This window comes from Flavobacterium sp. FPG59 (genome assembly GCF_002150205.1).
Taxonomy (GTDB): Bacteria; Bacteroidota; Bacteroidia; order Flavobacteriales; family Flavobacteriaceae; genus Flavobacterium.
In genome coordinates this window covers 1-26,550 of the sequence record NZ_MTCA01000007.1, presented here as the reverse complement: position 1 = coordinate 26,550, position 26,550 = coordinate 1, and the positions used below count along the sequence as shown (strand labels likewise).

Below are 26,550 nucleotides of genomic sequence, written 5' to 3'. Positions count from 1 at the left end.
TACATGTAGCATATGAACAAAAGTACACCCACAAAGGACTAGTGGAGTTACACTATTTAAGGAGAGTGTTTCGAAATTCGCACTTTAAGGTTTTAAAACTAACCCTCTGGCGTAACTACAGCTCAATACAGTAATCACTTTGACAAACAGAAGCCTTTTCAAAATACTCAATTCCTAGCCCTGATAGCAGTGGAAATCCTTTTTAAGGCTTCTAGCCTGATAAAGGCTAGAAGCCTTAAAAAGATTGCAACGAATAGCAGGAAATAGCTCCTAAAAAAAACAGCTACCAAAAATGATAGCTGTTTATTTGACTGTTTTTTAATATTTATCTACGATCCACACATCTCACAATCTTCTGGACCAGCATTTTTGGCTAGTTCGATCATGGCTCGGTATTCAGCTGCAGTCATTTCTACAGGTTCAGCTACAACAGGAATAGCAATGGGTTGTTCTTTAATAACAACAGGTTCTGCTTTTTTATCGTTGTTTAATGTAAATTTAATTGCATCAACGGCAGCTTTTGTTCTCAAATAATACATTCCGGTTTTAAGTCCTGATTGCCATGCATAAAAGTGCATGGAGGTTAATTTAGCATAATTAGCATTTTGCATGAACAAGTTCAATGATTGCGACTGATCTACAAAATACCCGCGCTGGCGAGACATGTCAATGATATCCTTCATAGACATTTCCCAAACAGTTTTGTAAAGATCTTTCAAATCCTGAGGGATATCAAGCGCTTGTACCGATCCGTTATTACGCATTAACTCTTGCTTCAAGTTTTCGTTCCACAAGCCACGCTCTACCAAATCGTGAAGTAAGTGTTTGTTTACCACAATAAACTCTCCCGAAAGTACACGTCTGGTATAAATATTTGAAGTGTACGGTTCGAATGCTTCGTTGTTACCCAAAATTTGAGAAGTAGATGCGGTTGGCATTGGCGCTACCAATAAAGAGTTGCGAACACCGTGCTCCATAACTTCTTTACGAAGCGAAGCCCAGTCCCAACGACCTGATAAATCACCATCGGTTAATCCCCATAAATTGTATTGGAATTCCCCTTGTGAAATAGGCGATCCCGCAAAACTTGAATACGGTCCTTCTTCTTTAGCCATTTCCATCGATGCTGTTACGGCCGCAAAGTACATGGTTTCAAAAATTTCTTGATTCAGTTTTTTAGCTTCGTCACTTGTGAACGGCAAACGCAACATAATGAATGCATCTGCAAGTCCTTGCACACCTAAACCAATTGGACGGTGGCGTTTATTAGAGTTTTCTCCTTCTTTAACCGGATAATAATTTCTATCAATTACTTTATTTAGGTTGCGCGTTACACGCTTAGTTACCGTATAAAACAAATCGTGATTGAACGCTCCGTTTTCAACAAACATTGGCAATGACAACGAAGCCAAGTTACATACAGCAATTTCATCTTTTGAAGTAAATTCCATAATCTCTGTACATAAATTCGACGAGCGAATAGTACCTAGATTTTTTTGGTTTGATTTGCGATTGGCTGCATCTTTGTACAACATGTAAGGCGTTCCCGTTTCAATTTGAGACTCTAGGATTTTCTCCCACAATTCATGCGCTTTGATGGTTTTTCTACCTTTACCTGCTTTTTCATAATCAGTGTACATTTTTTCAAACTCTTCTCCATGCACATCATACAAGCCCGGGCATTCGTTAGGACACATTAAAGTCCACAACCCATCTTCTTGCACACGTTTCATGAATAAATCCGAAGTCCACATCGCAAAAAACAAATCTCTTGCACGCATTTCTTCTTTTCCGGTATTCTTTTTCAAGTCAAGGAAATCAAAGATATCAGCATGCCAAGTTTCTATATAAATTGCAAAACTTCCTTTACGCTTTCCACCACCTTGATCTACGTAACGAGCCGTATCATTAAATACACGCAACATCGGAACAATTCCGTTTGAAGTTCCGTTTGTTCCACGAATATACGATCCTGTAGCTCTCACGTTGTGAATTGAAAGTCCGATTCCTCCCGCTGATTGCGAAATTTTAGCCGTTTGTTTCAACGTATCATAAATACCATCAATACTGTCATCTTGCATCGCCAATAGGAAACAGCTCGACATCTGAGGTTTTGGAGTACCGGCATTAAATAAGGTAGGCGTAGCATGGGTAAAGAATTTTTTCGACATTAAATCGTACGTTTCAATAACCGATTTCAAATCACCTAAGTGAATCCCCACAGATACACGCATCAACATGTGCTGCGGACGCTCTACAATTTTACCGTTTATTTTAAGCAAATACGATCTTTCTAGCGTTTTAAAACCAAAATAATCGTAGTTGAAATCTCTATTGTATATAATATGCGAGTCTAAATACTCCGCATTATCCATAATTACTTTGTGCACTTCCTCAGATAACAAAGGAGCGTATTGACCGTTTCTAGGGTTCACGTAATTGAACATATCATTCATCGTTTCTGAGAACGATTTTTTGGTGTTCTTATGCAAATTCGAAATTGCAATACGGGCAGCCAATTGTGCATAATCCGGGTGTGCAATGGTCATTGAGGCAGCTGTTTCAGCCGCAAGATTATCCAATTCTGAGGTAGTAACCCCATCATAAAGTCCTTCAATAACACGCATCGCCACTTTTACAGCGTCTACTAAATCATTCAAACCATAGCATAGTTTTTTTATTCTATCCGTGATTTTGTCAAACATTACAGGCTCTTTGTGCCCGTCTCTTTTTACTACATACATACGCAAAGTGGTTTTAAAAAACAGAAAATCCCTTCTCTGTTTTAAGTTATTTGTTTATTATTTCGCAGCATAACCACCACAACTCTTGTGGCAGTATCTACTATTTGGTGGTTACTGATTTAGAATAAAGTTCAGTTTCTTTATTTTGGGAGCTTATCCCGCTGTCATTCCAATCTTTTTAGTCCTGAGAAAAATCAGGACTAAAAAGGATTTTCCCTTCCATCGGGGCTAGGAAGGTAGTAGGTATATTCAAAACCGATTAAAAATCAGCGTCGAAGGTAATTTTTTGTGCTTCTTCATCGGTGTTCATCACACCTGCTTTTTGGTATTCAGCCACTTTTTTCTCGAAGAAGTTGGTTTTTCCTTGTAATGAAATCATATCCATAAAGTCAAAAGGATTAGCTGTATTGTATTCTCTGTCACAACCTAGTTCTACTAACAAACGATCTGCAACAAACTCCAAGTACTGTGTCATCAAGCCTGCATTCATTCCAATTAAAGATACTGGTAACGACTCAGTGATAAACTCTCTTTCAATATTCAAAGCATCCACAATAATTTCTCTAATTCTTTCTGTAGGTACTTTATTGATTAAATGGTGATTGTGTAAGTGAACCGCAAAATCACAGTGAACTCCTTCGTCACGAGAAATCAACTCGTTCGAAAAGGTAAGTCCTGGCATTAAACCACGCTTTTTCAACCAGTAAATAGAACAAAATGCACCTGAGAAAAAGATACCTTCAACAGCTGCAAAAGCAATCAAACGCTCCGCAAACGAATCTGATTCAATCCATTTCAAAGCCCAGTCTGCTTTTTTCTTAATAGCAGGAAAAACTTCAAGTGCATTGAACAACTCGTCTTTCTCCGCTTCGTCTTTCACGTAAGTATCAATCAATAACGAATAGGTTTCGCTGTGAATGTTTTCCATCATGATTTGAAAACCATAGAAAAACTTCGCCTCAGCATATTGTACTTCATTCACAAAATTCTCTGCCAAGTTTTCATTTACAATTCCATCCGAAGCAGCAAAAAATGCTAAAATGTGTTTTACGAAGTACCGCTCATCATCAGAAAGTTTGTTGTTCCAGTCATTTAAATCCTGCGATAAATCAATTTCTTCAGCAGTCCAAAAACTAGCTTCCATTTTCTTGTACCATTCCCAAATATCATGGTGCTTGATAGGAAAAATTACGAAGCGATTTTTGTTTTCTTGTAAAATAGGTTCCACTTGTGTCATTGTATTGTTTTATTTTGTTGTGATTTTAACGAAATTCTATTCGATCTGGGGAGTACAAAGGTTGTGAAATATTGCTGGATTTAAAAGCCAAACTTATTCACAATCGGCCCTAGTTTTTAACAACGAAAAGAAAAATTCTCGTTTATAGCTTTAATTGTAAAAATTTGAAAATCAATAGTTTATATTTTACAAAATGGCGTTAGCCACTGTAAAATATAGGATTTAAGAAATTGAAATTGTGGGGTAGTTTTGTGCTATTTTGAATTGTTTAAGTGCTCTTGAGCAACAGTCTCTAGTTCTGCATACCAGTCTTCACCAAACTTGCGTACCAAAGCTTCTTTGACAAACTTATAAACTGGAACCTCTAACTCTTGTCCTAGTGAACAGGCAGCATCACAAATGTCCCATTTATCATAATTTACAGCTGCAAACTCTGTAAAATCTTTTACCCGAACTGGATATAAATGACAAGAAACGGGTTTTTTCCAGTCGATTATTCCTTGATTGTAGGCTTGCTCAATACCGCATAAAGCAGTTTTGCCGTCAAAGATAACATAAGCACAATCTTTATTGTCAATAAGTGGTGTTTCCAGTTCACCATCTGTTCCTGTTACCCAAGTTCCCTGGGCTTCAATAGCCTCAATACCTTGCTTGCGCAAAAAAGGTTTTACTTTTGGATAAATAGATTCTAGGATTTTTGTTTCTTCCTCACTTAATGGCGCACCAGCGTCACCATCTACACAACAAGCTCCCTTGCAGGCAGTTAGATTACAAACAAAATCTTTTTCGAGTAAGTCTTCTGAGACGATGGTTTTTCCTAGTTGAAACATGGTGCAAAGGTATTCAAAGAAATTTAAAAATGAAGCACTGAAAATCAAAAAAAAGAATTTGGCAAAAACGGAAGGCTTCACTACTCCTGAAAATGCAATTTATTTTTAACTTGACCTTAAAATAATACAAGATTAAACCCGCTAAACATCAAAAATGAATACTTTTGCATCATTAAAACCAACATTATGCAGTTAGACATCAGAGAAATAATTACCGTTAGCATGGTTCTTTTTGCCGTAATTGACATTGTGGGATCTATCCCTATTATTGTAGATCTCCGAACTAAACACGGCCACATCGAATCTGAGAAAGCCTCCATCGTAGCAGGAGTCATTATGATTGTTTTCCTTTTTGCGGGAGAAGAACTTTTAAAGTTAATTGGAATCGATGTCAATTCATTTGCAGTTGCAGGTTCATTTGTTCTTTTTTTCCTAGCCTTAGAAATGATTTTAGGCATTCGTATTTATCGTGACGAAGAAGCGAGTTCAGCATCTATTGTTCCACTAGCCTTTCCACTTATTGCTGGTGCAGGAACCATGACTACCTTACTTTCCTTACGTTCTCAATTTTTTACGATCAATATTGTAATAGCCATATTCTTGAATATCATTTTAGTATACATCGTTTTAAAATCTTCTTCTAAAATTGAAAAGATGTTAGGAGAAAACGGACTTGGAGTGATCCGAAAGACTTTTGGAGTAGTATTATTAGCAATTGCTGTTAAATTATTTGCTGCTAATGTTAAAGGTTTGTTTCTTTAATATAAAATTTAATAATTTTACACCCTAATTTTAATTGGTTACATAGAATTTACTTCTATCTTTTTCAGTACACTAAGATTTAAACAACAAACTCATTTATGAAAATTTTCACTAACATATTGGTATTTTTGGCACTAGCTTTAATCGTCTTTAATGTTACATTACTAGATTTTAAAAACCCCTTTCAAGGAGAAAGCATTGTTGCGTTTATTGGTATTGCAGCCTCATTATGTGCTGTATTGATTCTTCTTATTTTTAGAGTTTCCAAAAAGATTGAAGAAAAATCAAATCCAAAAACATAATAAAGTATAGTTAATTTTGAAATATATTTAAGGATGCGCTAGACTTTTAGCGCATCCTTTTTTTATTAGAAAAAATTAATTCAGTAATAAACTTCTTAAAGCATACTTTAAAAGGAAAAGTATCATTCGATAGAAAATTAGAGTAATACGATCAAAAACTTATTGATTTTTGAATCATTTCAATTTCAATGCTACTTTAAGCATAGAATCTTCTTTAAGAATAATTTCATAATACTTGTTCTCACCAAACAATTGTCTTGCGTACTCTGCAGTTAGAAATCTTTTTACAAGCGACTTACTTTTAGAAAACTGAATGTCGAGACCGTTATCAAGAATGAATCTTTGAAATTTATTAAAATAATTATCAGACGTATTAATTTTTTCTTGTAACGCCGCATATGCAATTCCTTTGAACTCCTTGTTATGAGAATCTAAATCCTCAAAAACATAATTCCCCATAATACCAGATTGCAATATATAACCCGCACTTTGGCTGCTGTGCTCTAACTCAATAGGAACAAAAACATCAGGAACTATTCCACCACCGCCATAGACTATTCGTCCTTTCTTGGTTTTATATTTTAGAGTATCCGCAACTTTAATACTGTCTTTTTCATACAGCTCTCCATTTTCAAATCGGGTTTCCGACTCTTTAAAATAGGCTTCTTTGCCTTTAGCATACGGTTTTTGAATGGATCGTCCTGTAGGTGTGTAGTAGCGCGCTATGGTAAGACGCACTGATGATCCGTCAGCAAAAGGCATTTCTCGTTGAACCAATCCTTTACCAAAAGAACGTCGGCCTACAATAAGACCTCTATCGTTGTCTTGAATGGCTCCAGCAAGAATTTCACTGGCCGATGCGCTATTTTCGTTGATAAGAATAGTTAGTTTTCCTGTTTCGAATTGCCCGTTTGCTGTTGCAAAGGTTTTAGTCACTTTTCCGTTTTTGTTTTTGGTAAAAACAATGAGTTGCTTATCTGGCAGTAACTCATCTATGATAGCGATGGCTTCCTCCATATAACCACCTCCATTTTCTCTCACGTCAATTACTAAGGATTTTGCACCTTGTTTTTTTAGTTTTCCCAAACCTCTCATAAACTCATCATAAGTAGTCTCTGAAAATCTATTTATTTTGATATAACCTGTAGTGGCATTGATGAGCATAGCCACATCAATACTGTTTAACGGGATAACATCTCTTTTTATTTTAAATTTTAGTTTTTGCTTGGTGGTCTTTCTGTACACAGTAAGCTCTACTTGAGAGCCAACTGTTCCTTTGAGTTGAGAAAACAAGCTATCAGAAGGGAGTTTTCTGCCATAAAGCTTTGTCTTTCCGGCGTATAAAATTCTGTCTCCTGCTTGAATTCCAGCTTTTGCCGAAGGTCCATTTTCAACAGGTTTTATAACCGCAACAGAATCTTTATACATGTAAAAATTAACGCCAATACCCACAAAATTTCCTTGCATACTTTCAACTACTTCTTGCTGGTCACTTGGTGAAATGTATACAGAATGTGGATCAAGCTGCGCGAGAATATTATCTACAGTAAGGTTGACAATAGAGTCTGTATTCACTTCATCTACATATTCTTTGTCAATAAAATCTATGAGTTTATTTAGTTTATTTTTAGCGTTATTATCGCCCATAAAACGGGAGGCATTGGGGAAATTCAATAATCCGCCCAGCAGCACACCAAGAGCTAGTGTGGCAAATAAAATAAGAGGCAAATATTTTGTGTTGAATTTCATTTATTCTTCCATTATAGGTATGTGCTCCACCTCTACACCTGCTTTCATCAAAAATTGTATCCCAGAATCATCTCTATATCCAGCGTGATATACTACTCTTTTTATACCCGACTGGTGAATTAGCTTACTGCATTCTTTACATGGGGAAAGGGTAATGTATAACGTAGCACCCTCACATGATTGCGTAGAACGTGCAACTTTAAGAATCGCATTGGCCTCAGCGTGCAATACATCCCAGCGCGTAAGTCCTTCCTCATCTTCGCAGCAATTGTCAAAACCGCTTGGCGTACCATTGTACCCATCAGAAATAATCATTCGATCCCTAACTATAATGGCTCCTACTTGTTTGCGCTTGCAATAAGATAATAAACTCCACTCTTTTGCAATTCGTAAGTAGGCTTTGTCGTATTTATTTAATTTTTTTTCGCTCATTTTATCGTATCCAAAGTTCACTTTCAACTAATAACGGAATCACAACCCCTATGACAAAAGCCGACATGACTAAGGTCCAATCTCTTTTAGAAAATCTAAAAACGGTTTGTACCAAATAAGAAATAATTAGAAGTACAAAAACAACTATAATTTGAGCAGCTTCGATGCCCAAGGCAAACTCAGCAAGAGGTAAAACTTTTGAAGCAGCATCTCCACCCAAGATAGATTTAAAATAATTTGAAAAACCTAAACCGTGGATAATCCCAAAAAACAAAGTTGTAAAAAACACAAGGTTGATACTTTCTTTTTTACCAGATTTACCTGCTGTAAAAAGATTAAACAAAGCCGTTATTAATATGGTTACTGGAATCATAAACTCTACAACATTTACTTTAATAGCTACAATACCAAAAACAGATAACATTAACGCCATAGTGTGACCAATTGTAAATAAAGTTACTAATAGCGCTACACGTTTCCAATCCTTGAAAGAATAAGGAATAGTTAGGGCTATTAAAAACAAAACGTGATCATAGGCATGTATATCTAAAACATGTTTTAAACCTATTTGAAAGTAAATCCAAAATTCTTGCATTACTACTAATTTAAGTTGCTAAAAGGGTTGTAAACTTACAATAAATTTTGAAAATCCTTCCTTAGAATATCTAATAAATTCAATGAAAACAATACGTTCAATATCTTGAACAACGAATATGGCAACTCGAATAAAGTCATTTGGCACACGCTCAAAAAGTAACATTCATAACTGATGCACGATCAACAACATTTACTTACATTATAATATAACTTGGTAACAAAAAAAGAAAAGCATAAAATCCTCAATGCTTTAAAACGCAATTTTAAAAGACAGCTATTAGAATATATAAATCTTACAAATTATGTAAATAATCTTAACTTTACTTTAAATTAACAGGTTTACAATGTGTTAATCTTGGAGTAACATTTTAATGATAAATCAACAATATTGACCTAAACTAAGATTCAGTTTCTTGCGATAGTTTTGCATTCAAACGAACTAAACACAATTATCATGAATCAGAATTATTTAAAAAAAATAGCATTATCATCGCTTTTGTTAGCTGCAGCGGTAGGGTGTCAAGACGACAAAAATGAAACCCCTAGCGAAAACAAAGCTATTAATTTTTCAAATGTTTCTTCAGTTCCTGCATTGGCTGTAGCCAAAGAAGGATTTGAAAACTTACAAATCACTTCATTATTGAGTAGCCCTGATGTATTAGCACAATCACCAGGCTTTATTTATGGAGCACAACCTGACGGAGCTGGATTTATGAAAGATCCTGCTGGAGACGGTTACATTATGATTACTAACCACGAAATATTAAAATCTGTATCCAGAGTATATTTTGACAAAACTCTTAAGCCAGTAAAAGGAGATTATATTGTTGATGCAGTGGGCGGGATGACTCGTTTGTGCTCGGCTACACTTGCCGTACCAGCAATTCACGGGTTTGGCCCTTTGTTTTTGACTGCTGGAGAAAGTGGTGAAGAAAGTATGGTTCATGGTATTGATCCATTAGGCCTTACAAGTATGAAAAAGAGAACGGATCGCGTTTTACCAGCTTTAGGAAAAGCGAGTATGGAAAATGCAGTACCATTGACCAAGCAAGCCTATCCTGGAAAAACGGTTATTGTAATTGGTGAAGATCAATCTTACTCTACCTCTCACGCCAGTGCAGGACAAGTTATTATGTATATGAGCGAAACAGTTGGAGATTTAAACAACGGAAAATTATACGCCTTAAAAAGAAATGATGGTAACCAAGTAGAGACTAGCATGAATGTAGGAACCTCATTTGATGTATCTTTTGTAGAAATTCCAAATGCTAAAAACTTAACGGGTGCGGTAATCAACACTACTGTAAACAACTTGGGAGCCATTCGTTTTTCTAGAGTTGAAGATGTAGATTACAGAAAAGGGTCTGCAAAAAACAACCGTGAATTGTATTTTACAGCTACCGGACAAGCTAGCGCAAACGCTCCAGTAGCGGGTTACACCATGTGGGGACGTGTATACAAGCTTATTTTAGACGATGCTAATCCATTAAAAGGAAAATTAGAATTGGTAATGGAAGGTGACTCAACTCCTGGAACAGGAATTATCAATCCAGATAACATTACCGTGACTGAGAATTATGTATACACACAAGAGGATGGAGATTCATATTACACTGCCGCAAAACATGATTCTTATATCTGGCAATACAACATTGCATCTAAGGTAAACAAACCTTGGTTGACAATGAATCACAAGAGAACTGATGCTGCATGGAATACAGCCTATAACCAAACTAATGAAATGCGTTTTGGAAGTTGGGAATATGGTGCAATGGAAGACATTTCAGATGTAATTGGTGTTCCAAATACATTCATCGTAAACATACATCCACATACATGGCAAAAAGATGCTTTTTCAAATGCTGATGGTAGTGGATTTAACACCAATAAAGAAGGTGGTCAAACCATCATCATCCGAAACGTACAAAGATAATTACCTCAACTATTGATATGAAAACAACCCAAAATTTTGGGTTGTTTTTGTATTTAAGACAATCCACAACATGAAACCGCTATTAAAACTGCTGCCTTTATTACTCCTATTTTTTTCTTGTCAAAAACAATACACTAGTTTGACCATTCAAGAAGAACTGTTATCGAATTTAGAGGAACTCAATCAAGAATTACTTGCTTTTGAAAAAGTAGCTGCCGAAAACCCAAATCAAAAAAAACTACAAAAATCATTTGAATCCAGCCGCATTGCATATAAAAAAATAGAATGGGCTGTCGAATATTTTACGCCAGACCCAGCACGATTTATCAACGGGCCGGCACTTGATGAATTAGAAGTTGAAGAAAACAAATTCTTATCACCAAGTGGTTTTCAAGTCATTGAAGAACTAATTTACCCACAATATTCTACCAATAATTCCAGTACTTTAAAAAGAGAAATTGCCGTTTTAAAAGGTTTAATTGCACAAGTCAAAGAGCATTTATCCGTAATCACCATCAGCCCTGATTATGTTATTGATGCCAGCAAAATGGAAGTGTACCGAATTTTAACTCTTGGCATCACCGGCTTCGATTCGCCAATTGCCAATCAATCGATCCCTGAAGCTAAAGCGAGTTTATCTTCCTTAAAAGTTGTACTTGAAAAATTGAATACCAATAATTCAAAAACAAAAGTCTTACTTTTTGATTTGATAGACCAAGCCAACACCTTTTGCAATGCAAACACCAATTTCAACACCTTTGATCGCGCTACCTTTATTAAAAAATATCTAAATCCAATATCTCAAAAGCTAGTTCAATTTCAACAAGACAATAGTATTAAAAACGTTGCAAAGACAAATGCCATTAATCCAGATGCAAAATCGCTTTTTGAAAAAAACACCTTTAATGTCAACGCTTTTATTCCGTCAAAAAAATATGCGTATTCTAAAGCAAAAGCTGATCTTGGCAAAAAATTATTTTACGACTCGTCCCTTTCCAAAGACGGAAAACGTAATTGCGCCACATGTCACAATCCGGAATTGGCTTTTACTGACGGACTAAAAACCAACTTGTCATTAAACGGAAGTCAACTACTGAGAAACACACCTACATTAACCTACGCCGGACTTCAAAATGCGCAATTTTGGGATATGCGTCAAACGGATTTAGAGAAACAAAGTTTAGATGTCATTCAAAACAAAGATGAAATGCATGGGAATTTAAAAGACAATTTAACTCGAATTCAAAGCAATACAGGATATAAAAAATTGATCAAAAAAGCTTTTCCTAATGCTATTAAACTAGAAGAATGGCAATTGCAAAACGCAATAGCAAGTTATGTTCGTTCTTTAAATAAATTCAACTCCAGGTTTGATAATTACTTTTCGGGCGCTTCTACTTCTTTTTCGGATGAGGAAAAACTAGGATTTAATCTCTTTGCAGGAAAAGGAAAATGTGCGACTTGTCATTTCATCCCGTTGTTTAACGGTACAGTACCTCCTATTTACAAAAAAACAGAGCAAGAAGTGATAGGAACACCTCAAACTAAAAACGGAAAAATCATAGATCAAGACTTAGGTCGATTTACACAATACAAAATGGCACAACTGAAAAACGCCTTTAAAACACCTACACTAAGAAACATTGCACAAACAGGTCCGTACATGCATAATGGTGTTTTTAAATCGTTAGAAGAAGTTGTTGTTTTCTATAATGAAGGTGGTGGCGCAGGAAATGGTATTACTGTAGAAAATCAAACCTTACCGTCAGACAAACTTAACTTGACTTTGGCAGAGCAAAAAGCGTTAGTTGCCTTTATGAAAACACTTTCAGATACTAAATAAGCTATATAAACGCATTTTTAGATTACATTTTCAGCTAAAAACAAGCGCAATTGACTCTTGCATCTGAAAAAAATTAAACAAAAATTAAAATTAATAATTTAAAAATAGATATATCTTTGTAGTATAAAAAACAACAACTATGTCATTTTCAGATTTATTTGATAGCGAATTTAAGCAAAGAAACAAAGGTCATTTTGCGTCAATTGTTCGCGTAGCGCTTACTGATGGGAAATTTTCACCAGAAGAAAAAGCATTTTTAGACAAACTAGCACTTCGCCTAGAAATATCAGCAGTAGAGTATGAGGAAATTTTAGAAAATCCTTTGAATTACCCTATCAATCCACCGTATTTACACGAGCAAAGATTAGAGCGTTTGTATGATTTAGCCAGAATCGTTCACGTTGATCATCATTTAGGAGATCAACAAGAAGTTTTGTTGAGAAAAATAGGTGTAGCATTAGGGTTCAATACTGATAATGTAAATTACATCATTGACAAAGCCTTAAAACTTGTTGACAAAGAGGTAGACTCTGACACTTTCCTTGAGGAAATGCAAAATATGCACAAATAGATTGCACTTGCATTTAAATAAAAAAGCTTCCAGTAATCCTGGAAGCTTTTTGCTTTTTAGTATTTGCTCAATTTTGCTTTATGCATGAACTCTTCGGCTTTTTCAACCATGTTATAACTTCCACAAAAGAAAGGAACACGCTGATGCAATTCGGTTGGAGTAATTTCCATGATGCTTCCAAAACCATCCGAAGCTTTACCTCCAGCTTGCTCCACAATAAACGCCATAGGATTACATTCATATAATAAACGTAATTTACCATTAGGTGCCTTAGAACTAGTTGGGTAGATATAAATTCCGCCTTTGATAATATTTCTATGAATATCCGAAACTAAGCTACCGATATATCTGGAAGTATACGGTCTGTCCTCTTCTTCGGTCTGGCAATATTTGATATAATCTTTAACCCCTTGTGGAAAATGAATGTAGTTCCCTTCGTTGATAGAGTAAATATGACCGTCTTTTGCAAACTTCATATTAGGGTGTGATAAATAGAAAGTCCCAATTGCAGGATTCAATGTAAACCCATTTACACCATGACCAGTTGTGTACACTAACATGGTTGATGTTCCATAAATAACATACCCTGCAGCTACTTGATTGATTCCTGGCTGCAAGAAATCCTCCATTGTAACTGGAGTTCCTATCGGTGTAATTCTTCTGTACACTGAGAATATAGTACCCACAGATACGTTTACATCAATATTAGAAGATCCATCAAGAGGATCCATCAATACCACATATTTATTGTTGTGGCTGTTATCACTACCTTCAACAGTGATGAATTCATCGTTCTCTTCAGAGGCAATACCGCATACAATTTCACGGTTAATTAAGGTTTGAATAAAAACTTCATTGGCATAAACATCCAGTTTTTGCTGGTCTTCTCCTTGTATATTTTGCTCCCCTGCAGCACCCACAATATCAACTAATCCGGCTTTGTTTACCTTATAGTTTACTACTTTGGCGGCAAGCCTAATCGAGTTAATAATTCGGGATAATTCACCAGACGAATATTGAAAAGCATTTTGATTCTCTATAATAAATTCTCCTAAAGTCTTGTTGCGTTCTTCCATTTCGAAATCGTTGTAGTTATTTTGAAGTCACAAATATCGTTTTTTTTGTGAAAATGATTTCAATAATATGAACTTAGTTTACCACTATTGTATATTTGCTAAATAAACTATAATTTTTTTAGTTTTAAAGCTAATTTAATTGTGATTTCAAGCAATTTAATTAAAATAACACAATAGAATCTTTGTAAGATTTTAAAAACAAGAAATAGATACATATCCGTTAGATAATCCAATCATTAATAGATACAACTACGCCATGATAATAAGAAAAGGTACTCCGGCAGATATGCCTTCGGTTTTAGGTTTAATCAAAGAACTAGCATTGTTTGAAAAAGAACCAGATGCAGTTCTTATTACCGTTGAAGATTTAATACGAGATGGTTTTGGAGCTGTGCCGCTGTTTCATGTTTTTGTTGCAGAGATTGATTCAGACTCACCAGAAAGTACTTCAGAAAAGGAAATTGTAGGTATCGCCCTTTGGTACTACCGGTATTCAACTTGGAAAGGCAAAACCATTCACTTAGAGGATTTAGTAGTAAAAGAAAGCATGCGAGGAACAGGATTAGGTTATGCCTTATATTCTGAAATTTTAAAGCAAGGTAAGAAAGACCAGGTACGAAGAGTAGAATGGAATGTTCTGGACTGGAATACGCCAGCAATTGATTTCTACGAAAAATCAGGAGCCAAAGTATTGCGCGATTGGCATGTAGTACAAATGGATGAATTAGGAATACATCAATTTGTATCTGACAAATTGAAATAAAATATCCAAATTCAGAGACATAAATAGGAAATTAAAAAATTAAAGATAAATAGAATTCTGATTTAAATTTAGAATTTAAAAATTGTGATTTAAGAAAATATGAGAGTATTCAAATTTGGAGGTGCATCAGTAAAAGATGCGGCAGGAATCAAAAACGTGTATAGCGTTTTACAAACAGTGGGTTATGAGGATGTATTATTAGTCGTGTCTGCAATGGGCAAAACTACTAATGCATTAGAACTTGTTATAAAAAATTATTTTGACAAATCAACTGAATTAAATTCATCTGTTCAAGAAGTAAAAAAATACCACAATCAAATCTTAATCGATTTGTTTGAAGATGAAAAAAACGAAGTATTTGCAGCCGTTAATGCACAATTTAGTGATTTAGAATACTTTTTGGCACACAATAAATCCCCTAATTACAATTTTGTTTACGACCAAATTGTAAGCTTTGGCGAATTGATATCGACCACTATTCTGAGTCATTTCATGAATTTTATGGGCATTCAAACACAATGGCTAGATGTTCGTAATTTTGTAAAAACTGATGCTACGTATCGCGATGCCGAGGTAGATTGGGACTTGACACAAGCTAATATTGCCAAAAATGTAAAACGACAAATCCTGAATATTACACAAGGTTTCTTGGGGTCTGACCCAAATAATTTTACAACAACATTAGGTCGTGAAGGATCTGATTATACTGCTGCCATTTTTGCCTATTGCCTAAATGCTGAAAGCGTAACCATCTGGAAAGACGTACCTGGGGTTATGAATGCTGATCCAAGATATTTTGAGAATGCTAGTTTATTAAACCAAATTTCATATCGAGAAGCTATTGAACTTGCGTTTTATGGCGCTACTGTCATTCACCCAAAAACGTTACAACCTTTACAGAAAAAGGAAATTCCTTTATTTGTAAAATCATTTATAAACCCATTACTACAAGGGACTAGTGTTTCAAAAGGAGTGGATCTGGAGCCCTATTTACCTTGTTTTATTGTAAAAAGAAACCAATTATTAATTTCGCTTTCGTCTATAGATTTCTCTTTTATAATGGAAGAAAACATCAGTGAGATTTTTGCGTTGTTCCATCAATTCAAAATAAAAGTAAATTTAATCCAAAACTCGGCCATCAGTTTCTCTGTATGTGTTGAAGATAAATTTGATAATTTTAATGCGCTCAATGCCATTTTATCAAAAAAATTCAAAGTAGATTACGAGCAAAATGTAACCTTGTACACCATCAGACATTTTAATGACAATGCTGCAAAAACAGTTGAAGAAAACAAAATTGTTTTACTCAAACAAGTAAGCCGCGAGACCATGCAAGTGGTTACAAAAGAAGTTTAAGAATAGAAAAAAGGGAAATAACATGCAGTTACTTCCCTTTTTATTTAGGAGTAGCAGGATAATACCATGCCATACTACCCGTTTTTTGAATACTTATTATCAAATTATAAATACTACTTTTGATTCCTTTGAGTTATAGTATTTATGCTAAAAAAAATCTTGTTTTTTTTTCTTTTGATTTTCTTTTCTGGTCTACAGGCGCAGGAAATCAACTCCTTGTACAAAACAAAAAAAATAGCTAGAACTCAGGATACTCTTTATATTGAAAAAGAAAGTCTTAATCCGCACTTTTTTAAACTGCTTGACGCCAATGGTAAAAAAATAGACAGCACTTTTTTTGAAATTAATTTCACAAAAGGAATTTTACTATTGAAATCCCCTTTGCTAATAGAGCGGGATTCCTTGACCGTGCAGTATTTAAAATTTCCCGAGATACTCACTAAGGTATACCAAGTATTTGATTCGAATAAAATTGTGAGCAATACGGCGTTACAGGGAACCTTATACACCATAGATAAAAAAAACAATAACAAGACAGTTCCTTTTGATGGACTAAATACCTCTGGAAGTATCACCCGAGGAATTACCATCGGAAACAATCAAAATGCAGTATTTGGATCAAACCTTGACTTACAAATAACAGGCAAAATATCCGATAAAGTGAGCTTGAGAGCCTCCATTCAAGATAGTAATATTCCGCTTCAAGACGGTGGGTATTCTCAAAAATTAGATCAGTTTGATAATGTTTTCATGGAACTGTATAGCAAAGATTGGAACATTAGAGCAGGTGATATTTTCTTAGAAAACAAAAACACCCAATTCCTAAACTTTAATAAAAAAGTGCAAGGACTTTCTACAAAAATCCAGTTTGGAAATAAAAATCACAAAACCGATCTCTTTGCATCAGCAGCATTAGTAAGAGGACAATATGCAAAAAGTGACATCGTAGGACAAGAAGGCAACCAAGGTCCTTATAAATTAAAAGGACAAAACGGAGAGTTATATGTACTAGTAGTTTCTGGATCGGAGCGCGTATATGTAAATGGTACTTTATTAAAACGAGGTGAGAATAATGAGTACACCATTGATTATAATGCGGGAGAGATTGTATTTACACCCTTGTTTACCATAACCTCTGAAATGAGAATTGCAGTTGAATATCAATACTCTGATCAAAACTACACCCGATTCGTAACCTATGCAGGGGCAACACACGAGAATAAAAAATGGCGTTTAAAAGGCTATTTGTACTCTGAGAATGATTTAAAAAACCAACCCTTACAACAAAACCTTACCCGAGAACAAGCACAAATTTTGACTCAGGCGGGTGACAATCCTCAATTGATGATAGCACCATCTGAGTATGTTGATACCTTTGATGAAAATAAAGTACTCTATAAAAAAGTACTAGCAAATGGAGTCACTTTCTTTGAATATTCAAATGAGGATCAGCAAGAATTATTTAATGTCCGTTTTACACAAGTTGGCCCAAACAACGGAAATTATATAGTTGCAAATACCGCCACCATCACCCGTGTGTTTGAATATGTAGCCCCAATAAACGGAATCCCACAAGGTAATTACGAAGCTACTATTCAACTTGTTGCTCCCACAAAAACGCAAGTAGCCACATTTATAAGTGAATACAACCCTAGTGATAAAACAATGATCACAGTAGAAATGGGGGTAAGTAATACCGATAAAAATTTATTCTCTTCTCTACAAGACAATGACAACAAAGGAATTGCAGGAAAATTAAATGGACAACAACGGCTTTTTTCAAAAAAATGGCAAATGGATGTTTTTGCAAACTATCAATTTATACAGCGCAATTTTAAATCTGTGGAACGTATTTACAATATTGAATTTGATAGAGACTGGAATATTGGAACTAATGGAACTGGAAATCAAAGTTTACTTATAAGCGGTTTTAAACTGAATCTCAACACCAAAAAAGAGACTTCAAAAAAAGGTTTTTTTGTATACCAATACGAGAAACTAGATTTTTCAGACAGTTTTTCAGGAGGAAAACATGTTGTAAATGGTGCGTTCCAACTAAAAAAATGGAGTTTTAAAAATAGGGGAAGCTATTTAAGCAGTCAGTCGAACAAATCGCAATCTGAATTTTTTAGAAATCAATTCCAAATGCGTTATGATCACAAAAAAAACTGGATAGGAACAACCCTTCGTACAGAAGACAATAAGGAAAAAGACATTAATACGCTTCAATTTTCGGCCTTGAGCCAAAAATTTAAAGAATACGGATTTTTTGCCGGTCGCGGTGATAGTACCAAAGTATTTGTAGAGCTAGGCTATTTGAAGCGTAGCAATGACAGTTTACAAAATAACTTGATTCAAAGAGTAAATACCTCTCAAACCTTTGCACTTAAAACAAAACTAATTCAAAACACAAAAAGTGACTTGTCAATTGTATCCCAATATAGAGTGTTAGACTTTGAAGCAAATACACAAAAAAAAGAATCTACCCTCAACTCAAGGATTATTTACACCGATCGATTTTTGAAACAATTACTGGTGAGCAACACTGTATTTGAGACTAATTCTGGTACGATTCCGCAACAAGAATTCACCTACTTAGAGGTTGCGGCAGGACAAGGAGTTTACACCTGGAACGATTACAATAACAATGGTATTCAAGAGCTACAGGAATTTGAAGTGGCGCCTTTTGTTGACCAAGCAAAGTTTATAAGAGTGTTTTTACCTAACCGTATTTTTATAAAAACCCATCAAAATAAATTTTCTCAATCTCTGACGTTGAACCCTACAATTTGGCAAAACAATAAAGGATTTAGAAAGTTTCTCTCTAATTTTTACAACCAAACTACCTTTTTATTAGATCGAAAAGTGAAAAACGATGGTGCAAATTTTGAGTTAAATCCGTTTTCTAATGCTACCAAAAATGTTTTAGGTTTAAACTATAATTTTAGAAATAGTTTGTTTTACAACAGAGGTAAACAAAAACATTCCGTTACCTATTCCTATCTAGAAAGTAAAACTACAAACCTATCATCCATTGGCTCACAGGAAGTTTCAAATTATTCACATCAGTTGCAATACAATCATTTGTACCAAAAAAATTGGCTTTTTGGTGTTTTTACAAAAACAATACAATCTGCTTTAAAATCTGAAAATTTCCCAGAAAAAAACTTTAACCTTTCGGGTTACCAATGGACACCAAAAATTAGTTATCTGTTTTCAAAAAATACCAGTTGGGACTTATTTTATGAATTGCAAAAAAAAGAAAATACCATCGGCGAGCAGGAAACGCTCACTCAAAGTAGATTTGGGACATCCTTTTCATTTGCTGGAGCAAAAAAAATAACAATGAATGGCGAATTATCTTTATATCAAAATAAATTTATAGGAAACGAACTTTCTGCAGTAGGATTTCAAATGCTTGAAGGACTACAAACGGGACAAAACTTAACATGGAGATTACTTTTGCAAAAAAATATCACTCAGTTTTTAGATATAAACATCAATTATCAAGGCCGAAAAAGTGAAAAAAGCAATGCCATACACACTGGAAACGTTCAACTAAGAGCCTATTTTTAAGCAATTATACGATATTGAATTACGAATTGATTTTAAAACATTTTTTTCGCTATTTTTATATTATTAAACAAAAAACAAAACCCCTATGAAAAAGTTATTAATGTTGTGTATGGCTTTTATTTTCTCTTTAAGTACTTACGCACAAGAAACAGCAACTGAGAAAAAAGCAACAAAAGCAGCTACAGAAAAAGCAAGTAAAGCGAAAGCTAAAGCAGAAGCAGCCAAAGAAAAAAAGGAAGCTGCTAAGGAAAAAGCTACTAAAGCTAAAGAAAAAGCCGCTGCAAGCAAAGAAAAAACAGAAGCAGTAAAAGAGAAAACTGCAAAGGCTAAAGAAAAAGCCGCTGCAAGCAAAGAAAAAACAGAAGCGGTAAAAGAGAAAGCTACAAAGGCTAAAGCCAAAGCTGATGCTGCTAAAGAAAAAACGGAAGCAGTAAAAGAGAAAGCTACAAAGGCTAAAACCAAAGCTGATGCCACTAAAGAAAAAACAGAAGCGGTAAAAGAGAAAGTTACAAAGACTAAAGCCAAAGCTGACGTTACCAAAGAAAAAACAGAAGCAGTAAAAGAAAAAGTTACAAAGGCTAAAGCCAAAGCTGATGCTACTAAAGAAAAAGTTGCTACTGCTAAAAAAGTAAAAGAAACCACTGAAAAAGCACCAAAAGTAGCTGACAAAGTAACTGGCGAATACAATGGTAAAAAAGTATATACTGGTCCTAGAGGTGGTAAATACTACATCAATTCTAACGGAAATAAAACTTATATACAAGAATAAGTAATAGTAAAACTATATAAAAAAAGCTATCTCTTGGGATAGCTTTTGCTTTTAGTAAACTTTTTAAATTTGCTAATCTACATTTTGAAAAGGTTTTTTATGATGCGTTTTAAAGCTAAATATGGCGTAATACCTTAATTTAATAGTTTGGTAATGTTTTACAAATACAAAAAAGAAGTGTTTCAATGTATCTTACACTTACAAAAACATTTGATACAATTTTGAAATGAATAACAATAACAGCACTAAAACTATCTTAATTGCACCGCTTAATTGGGGTTTAGGACACGCCACTAGATGTATTCCGATCATAAAGGCATTACTAGAAAACAATTTTACTCCCATAATAGCATCCGATGGAGTTGCTCTAGCATTACTTAGAAAAGAATTTCCGGATTTGAAAACGTTAGAGCTGCCATCGTACGAAATTGAATATGCAAAAAAAGGGAAGAATTTCAAGTGGAAGTTAATTCAAAATAGTTTCAAGACATTAAAAGCAATCCGTACCGAAAGAAAAATTGTTCGGGGCTGGATTGAACAATATCAAATTGATGGTATAATATCCGATAATCGTCTGGGAGTTTTTGATAAAAAAGTACCATCTGTTTATATCACACATCAATTAAATGTTTTAACTGGAAATACGACTTGGATAACCAGTAAAATTCACCAATACATCTTTAATAAATATAAGCAATGCTGGGTACCAGATTATGAAGGAACAATAAACCTTACGGGAAATTTAGGTCATCTTGAGGTTCTTAATCCAAAAATAAAATACATAGGCCCCATAAGCCGCTTACAAAAAAAACTGGTTCCCAAAAAATATGATTTATTAATTATTCTCTCAGGTCCAGAACCGCAACGAGGATTATTAGAAAACTATTTGAAAAAAGAAATTTTAAATTATCAAGGTAAAGCCATTTTTATTGAAGGAAATATTGCCCCACAACAAACTAAAGTTATAAAAGATAATGTTACCTACTTTAATTTCATGAATTCTGTAGAACTTGAAAACGTTTTTAACGAAAGTGAAATAGTACTTTGCAGATCTGGTTACACTACCATAATGGACTTAGCGGTGCTTCGTAAAAAAGCTTTTTTTATTCCTACACCCGGTCAATATGAGCAAGAATATTTAGCAAAAAAATTAATGAAAGAAGGACTTGTCCCTTATGCAACTCAGGATAATTTTAAAATTAGTGATTTAGAAATGGTTCATGATTACAAAGGATTACCTAGGTCTGAATCTAGAATAGAATGGGCAACTTTATTTGAAATTTTTAACCCGTAATTTATACGTTAACCAAAAAAACCGACACAAGTGTCGGTTTTCCTTATCTATTGAACATCATTTATCTATTTAGCTTTAGCCTTTTCAATTGTAAATGAAAATTCAGATCCCACACCATAGGTACTATCAACATAAATTTTCTCTTCATGTGCCTCTATAATGTGTTTCACTATAGATAAACCTAGGCCAGATCCACCTTCGGTTCTTGCACCACTTTTATCCACTCTATAAAAACGTTCAAAAAGTCTCGGGATATTTTTCTTCTCGATTCCTTCACCGTTATCTGTGACCCTTACAATCACTTTTTCATCCGTTAAATCTTCAATACTTACTTCAGTTGAACCCTTTATTTTACCGTATTTTATAGAATTCACCACAAGATTCATGACAACTTGCTGAATTTTGTCTTGATCACCATAAACCATTATGGGTCTATTATAGCGCATATCAAACATAAGTAAAATATCTTTTTTGGATGCTTTCATTTCCAGCAAATCAAAAACATTTTGAACCAGTTTTACAATGTCAAATTCTCCCATTTCAAGATTCAAATCTCCTATTTCTAGTTTTGAAATCATGTCAAGATCCTGTACGATATAGATTAATCTTTCTACCCCTTTCTCGGCACGCTCTAGATATTTCTTTCTAATTGTTTTATCATTCATGGCACCATCTAACAAGGTAGATAAGTACCCTTGTACAGTAAATAAAGGAGTTTTTAACTCATGAGAAACGTTCCCTAAAAATTCTCTTCGATACTCTTCACGAACTTTCAAAGTTTCTATTTCTAATTTTTTATCTGTTGCAAACTTTTTAACCTCACGCGTGAGCGTAGCCATGTCTGTAGTTATAGGCTGGTTTCTAAAAGTACTAGACTCTAATAAAGAAACATCATCATATATTTTCTTTACTTTCTTGTAAATAAAACGTTCTACTCTATATTGTATAACCAAAAAAGAAAAAGTAGCAATTGAAAAAGCAAAAAGCAATATGAATTGTACCGAAAATCTAAAGAAAAGATAAGTCAAAAAACTAACTAAAATAGTAGAAAATAAAGTAATGTACAGCGCTGATTTTACAGCAAAACGGTATGTTTTTTTAAAATTGATTGTCATTTACACCTCAAACTTATATCCAACACCTTTAATGGTTTTAAACAAATCTTCACCTATTTTTTCGCGTAGTTTTCTAATATGAACATCTATAGTTCTTCCCCCTACTACTACCTCGTTACCCCATACTTTATCAAGAATTTCATCTCTTTTAAAAACCTTGCCCGGTTTTGAGGCAAGAAGGTAAAACAATTCAAATTCTTTTCTTGGCAAAGCAATTTCAATATTATCCTTTACAATTTTGTATTCCTCTCTGTTAATTTCAATACCGCCCACGTTTAGCGTTTCGCTATTAACTTCTTGTTCTTTTAACCTTCTTAACAATGCCTTTACCTTACTTACAAGCAACTTTGGCTTAATCGGTTTGTTAATATAGTCATCAGCTCCTGCATCAAAACCAGCAACTTGAGAGTAATCTTCGCTACGCGCAGTCAAGAAAGTAATTAATACATTATTTAATTCAGGTATTTTTCTAATGTTTTCGCAAGCTTCCATTCCATCCATTTCTGGCATCATCACATCCATGATAATTAAATCTGGAATTTCTTTTTTGGCCACAGCAATTGCTTCTTTACCATTTGTAGCTGTAACAATTTGATACCCCTCTTGTGAGAGGTTGTATCCTACAATCTCGATAATATCTGGTTCGTCATCAACCAGTAGAATCTTGGTGTTTTTTTTCTTCATAAGGGTTCAAAAATTATTTTTGAGATGTAAATGTAAACATAAAACCAGCATACGAAAGCTGTTAACTATAATTTAATATTAGATGAATTTTACAAACATAAACACAACATAAGGTTAACAAATGAGTAACTCAAGTTTTATGTTATGACCGTTACTTTGCAAAAAATTTAAACAAAATGAAATTCAAGTTATTATTTCTCACGTTATTACTTACAGCAATCTCTTACTCACAAAGTAAAGGTACCATTACTGGAACGTTAACAGACAAAGATGCTAATAATCAATCGTTACCATTTGCTAATGTTCTCATCAAAGGAACAGCAATAGGAACCAATACCGACGTAGATGGTAAATATACCATAAAAATCCAACCTGGAAGCTACACCTTACAACTAAGTTTTGTGGGTTATGAAACCATAGAAGTTCCTGTAACAGTAGTTGCAGATCAAACAGTAACAATCAATAAAGCCCTAGGTTCTGGAAGTTATAAACTTGAAGATGTTATTGTAAAATCTACCGTAAACAGAGAAAAAGAAACAGCAATACTTTTAGATCAAAAAAAAGCTATTGTATTCAAACAAAGTATAGGAGCGCAGGAAATGGCCCGTAAGGGAGTAAGTGACGTAGAAGAAGGTTTAACTAAAATCACCGGAATTACAAAAGTAGAATCTAGAGGTTTATTCGTAAGAGGTTTGGAAGATCGTTACAATAATTTATTGATTAACGAATTACAAGCTCCGTCTAACAGCCCTTTTACTAAAATCATCCCATTAGATTTATTCCCAACAGATATCGTAGGGGTTTTGAATGTTTACAAAACATTTAATCCAAACATTTCTGGAGATTTTGCTGGCGCAACTGTAAATATAGAAACCGTTCAGGCTAAAAGTATTACTAAAGTTTCTATAGGCGCTGGATTTACTACTGAAAACAACGGTTCTGACTTTTTGATTCACAGTGAAGCAAACAACTCTCAAGGTTATTTTGGATTAAATGGAAAAGATCGTCAATTGAGTTCAGCATTTGGAAGTGTACCATCAGGTAAAAAACTTACTCCAGATGAGTATAATGCAACTTACAAAAAAAATACTTGGAACGTTGATGAAACTTCTAGTCCTCTGAATACAAGTTTCGGGTTTATCCATTCTGAAAAATTCAATTTAGATAATGGCAACAAAATTAATTACACCTTCTCTATCAATGGAGATAATAAATATGTAATACGTAAAGGGGTTGACCGTACTTTTATTCTTGGTGCAGGTGATTATGACAATAATTTACAAAAAGAAAGTTATAGTTATCAAACTAACGCATCTGCTTTGGCAGCGATCAACTATAAAGCAAAACGTTTTGACATTGGTTTAAACTCTTTCTACTTGCGTTCAACAGATAGCAGAATAATCGATCAATTAGGATACACTAACAATCAAGCGAGCAACCCAAACATTTTGATTCGTACAAACCAATTTGACCAATCTGATTACATTAACACTCAATTATTAGGAAATGTAAAACTTACTTCTGACGAAAAACACACTTTGAAATTAGGCGGGTCATTTGTTAGAACTGGTTATGAACAACCTGATCGTAAATTTATCATTGGTGAGAAAGTATCTCCAACTGAAATAAACACCTCTTATGGTGGAAATCATTTGAACAGACAATACTTAGACATCAAAGGAAATTACTATTTCTCTGGTTTGGCAGAATACAATCTTAAATTTGATGAGAAAGAAAACGGGAAATCAAATCGTTTAACAGTAGGGTATAATGTTTTCGAAAATGACTTGAGATCAACATATCGTATTTTCTCAGGATTACGCTCTGTAAACAAAAACTACACCGCTCCTGTTAATAGCATTAACTCTTTCATAGTTGATGATATTAATAACGGTATTATTTCAGTTCGTGAGGAATCAAATGCAGATTACAAAGTAAAATTAAACCAAATTGTAAATGCTGGGTATATTAATTACTTACATAATTTTGGTGAAAAATTAGAAATTAATGCAGGTGTTCGTTTAGAAAATTCAGATAGAACAATCAAATTCAGATCTATAGGTCAAATAATAAATGGTCCATACAAAAACATTAATGATCAAAAATTGGATTTCTTACCTGTTGTTAATGCTAAATATGAGCTTACTGAAAATAGTAATTTGCGTTTTAATGGTTCTAAAACCATCACTAGACCAGTTACAATGGAGTTATTGCCACTTCAATATATAAGTCCAGATGGAAAATCTCTTTTAGGTAATCCAAATTTAAAAAATAGCGACAATTACAATTTTGATGCAAAATATGAATTGTTCCCAAAAAGTACTGAATTGTTTGCTGTTGGTTTATTTGCGAAACAAATTCAAAACCCAATAGAAAGAATATTCATTGCTGGAGCAGGAGGTAGTGGTCAATTAATGACTTACCAAAACTCTAAAGAAGCTTTATTATATGGAGCAGAAATTGAAATGCTATTACAATTAAACAGATTGTCTCCAACACTAGCTAATTTTTCATTTGGATTGAATACATCATTAATGAAGACCGATGTAAAAGTTAACTTTGGTAACACATCATTAGAGAACAATCCAAGCCGTAAATTGCAAGGAGCTTCTGAGTGGATTATCAATTCGGATTTAAAATATGACTTTGAATTCAATGAAATTATGAAAAACTCAATGTCTTTAGTTTATGGAGTGTATGGCCCACGAATTTTTGCAGTAGGTTCTGCAGGAATGGATAACATTTACGAAAAGCCATTTCATAAATTAGATTTTGTTTGGACTAGTAAAATAACTAAAAATATTGATGCTAAATTTGCTGTAGATAATTTACTAAATCCATTGTATAAAATGGAATTGGGTAAAGAAAACCGATTTACTATCAACGAAAATTCATTGTTGTTAGAGAGCTTTAAAAG

General features: G+C 34.1%; 20 protein-coding genes. 11 read left to right on the top strand and 9 right to left on the bottom strand.

All coding sequences use genetic code 11. The features are described from left to right. Positions 1-329: 329 nt before the first annotated feature. The 3 genes from FPG59_RS01650 to FPG59_RS01640 form a co-directional block, all read right to left on the bottom strand. The gene (locus tag FPG59_RS01650; protein ID WP_086452877.1) at positions 330-2,744 is read right to left on the bottom strand and encodes a ribonucleoside-diphosphate reductase subunit alpha; all 2,415 of its coding nucleotides are present in this window, start codon (positions 2,742-2,744) and stop codon (positions 330-332) included. A 259-nt stretch (positions 2,745-3,003) separates the two neighbouring features. Next, positions 3,004-3,981: a ribonucleotide-diphosphate reductase subunit beta gene (locus tag FPG59_RS01645; RefSeq protein WP_086452876.1), complete on the bottom strand. Its 978-nt coding sequence runs from the start codon at positions 3,979-3,981 to the stop codon at positions 3,004-3,006. A 254-nt stretch (positions 3,982-4,235) separates the two neighbouring features. Beyond that, a complete protein-coding gene (locus FPG59_RS01640; protein ID WP_086452875.1) occupies positions 4,236-4,811 on the bottom strand; it encodes a DUF3109 family protein in 576 nt (191 codons plus the stop codon). A gap of 183 nt (positions 4,812-4,994) precedes the next feature. Here FPG59_RS01640 and FPG59_RS01635 point away from each other — a divergent pair, with 183 nt between their 5' ends. Next, positions 4,995-5,573: a MarC family protein gene (locus tag FPG59_RS01635; RefSeq protein WP_086452874.1), complete on the top strand. Its 579-nt coding sequence runs from the start codon at positions 4,995-4,997 to the stop codon at positions 5,571-5,573. Between the two features lie 98 nt (positions 5,574-5,671). Further along, complete coding sequence (locus FPG59_RS01630; protein WP_086452873.1) at positions 5,672-5,875, top strand: hypothetical protein; 204 nt, start codon at positions 5,672-5,674, stop codon at positions 5,873-5,875. A 174-nt stretch (positions 5,876-6,049) separates the two neighbouring features. On the opposite strand, the gene FPG59_RS01625 is transcribed toward FPG59_RS01630, so the two are convergent. From FPG59_RS01625 to FPG59_RS01615, 3 genes are read right to left on the bottom strand one after another with little or no spacing between them, the layout of a single operon-like run. Beyond that, entirely contained in the window at positions 6,050-7,624 is a 1,575-nt protein-coding gene (locus tag FPG59_RS01625; protein ID WP_086452872.1) for a S41 family peptidase, read from the bottom strand. Next, complete coding sequence (locus FPG59_RS01620) at positions 7,625-8,056, bottom strand: dCMP deaminase family protein (RefSeq protein ID WP_086452871.1); 432 nt, start codon at positions 8,054-8,056, stop codon at positions 7,625-7,627. A 1-nt stretch (position 8,057) separates the two neighbouring features. Then, complete coding sequence (locus tag FPG59_RS01615) at positions 8,058-8,651, bottom strand: HupE/UreJ family protein (RefSeq protein ID WP_086452870.1); 594 nt, start codon at positions 8,649-8,651, stop codon at positions 8,058-8,060. Between the two features lie 456 nt (positions 8,652-9,107). Here FPG59_RS01615 and FPG59_RS01610 point away from each other — a divergent pair, with 456 nt between their 5' ends. The 3 genes from FPG59_RS01610 (at position 9,108) to FPG59_RS01600 (ending at position 13,000) form a co-directional block, all read left to right on the top strand. Further along, a complete protein-coding gene (locus FPG59_RS01610) occupies positions 9,108-10,586 on the top strand; it encodes a hypothetical protein (RefSeq protein ID WP_086452869.1) in 1,479 nt (492 codons plus the stop codon). Between the two features lie 70 nt (positions 10,587-10,656). After that, complete coding sequence (locus tag FPG59_RS01605) at positions 10,657-12,429, top strand: cytochrome-c peroxidase (RefSeq protein ID WP_086452868.1); 1,773 nt, start codon at positions 10,657-10,659, stop codon at positions 12,427-12,429. A gap of 139 nt (positions 12,430-12,568) precedes the next feature. Further along, on the top strand, positions 12,569-13,000 hold the full coding sequence (locus tag FPG59_RS01600; RefSeq protein ID WP_086452867.1) for a TerB family tellurite resistance protein: 432 nt from the start codon (positions 12,569-12,571) through the stop codon (positions 12,998-13,000). A 56-nt stretch (positions 13,001-13,056) separates the two neighbouring features. Here the strand turns inward: FPG59_RS01600 and fbp are convergent, their stop codons facing one another. Beyond that, the gene (fbp, locus tag FPG59_RS01595; RefSeq protein ID WP_086452866.1) at positions 13,057-14,076 is read right to left on the bottom strand and encodes a class 1 fructose-bisphosphatase; all 1,020 of its coding nucleotides are present in this window, start codon (positions 14,074-14,076) and stop codon (positions 13,057-13,059) included. A gap of 256 nt (positions 14,077-14,332) precedes the next feature. Here fbp and FPG59_RS01590 point away from each other — a divergent pair, with 256 nt between their 5' ends. The 5 genes from FPG59_RS01590 (at position 14,333) to FPG59_RS01570 (ending at position 21,834) form a co-directional block, all read left to right on the top strand. Continuing rightward, entirely contained in the window at positions 14,333-14,839 is a 507-nt protein-coding gene (locus FPG59_RS01590; protein ID WP_086452865.1) for a GNAT family N-acetyltransferase, read from the top strand. Positions 14,840-14,938: 99 nt separating this feature from the next. Beyond that, a complete protein-coding gene (locus FPG59_RS01585; RefSeq protein ID WP_086452864.1) occupies positions 14,939-16,195 on the top strand; it encodes an aspartate kinase in 1,257 nt (418 codons plus the stop codon). Between the two features lie 144 nt (positions 16,196-16,339). After that, positions 16,340-19,771: a hypothetical protein gene (locus FPG59_RS01580; RefSeq protein ID WP_086452863.1), complete on the top strand. Its 3,432-nt coding sequence runs from the start codon at positions 16,340-16,342 to the stop codon at positions 19,769-19,771. Positions 19,772-19,856: 85 nt separating this feature from the next. Then, positions 19,857-20,540, top strand: coding sequence for a hypothetical protein (locus FPG59_RS01575; protein WP_086452862.1), 684 nt, complete (start codon positions 19,857-19,859; stop codon positions 20,538-20,540). Positions 20,541-20,766: 226 nt separating this feature from the next. Further along, positions 20,767-21,834 carry a glycosyltransferase gene (locus tag FPG59_RS01570; protein ID WP_086452861.1) on the top strand — a complete coding sequence of 356 codons (1,068 nt, stop codon included), beginning with the start codon at positions 20,767-20,769 and terminating at the stop codon, positions 21,832-21,834. A gap of 65 nt (positions 21,835-21,899) precedes the next feature. Here FPG59_RS01570 and FPG59_RS01565 read toward each other — a convergent pair whose 3' ends face one another. Both FPG59_RS01565 and FPG59_RS01560 read right to left on the bottom strand, forming a co-directional pair. After that, positions 21,900-22,949: a cell wall metabolism sensor histidine kinase WalK gene (locus FPG59_RS01565; RefSeq protein WP_086452860.1), complete on the bottom strand. Its 1,050-nt coding sequence runs from the start codon at positions 22,947-22,949 to the stop codon at positions 21,900-21,902. Next, on the bottom strand, positions 22,950-23,633 hold the full coding sequence (locus FPG59_RS01560) for a response regulator transcription factor (protein WP_086452859.1): 684 nt from the start codon (positions 23,631-23,633) through the stop codon (positions 22,950-22,952). Positions 23,634-23,809: 176 nt separating this feature from the next. On the opposite strand from FPG59_RS01560, the gene FPG59_RS01555 reads away from it, so the two are divergent. Then, positions 23,810-26,550: TonB-dependent receptor (locus tag FPG59_RS01555; RefSeq protein WP_086452858.1), on the top strand; the 2,741-nt coding region annotated here is incomplete at its 3' end.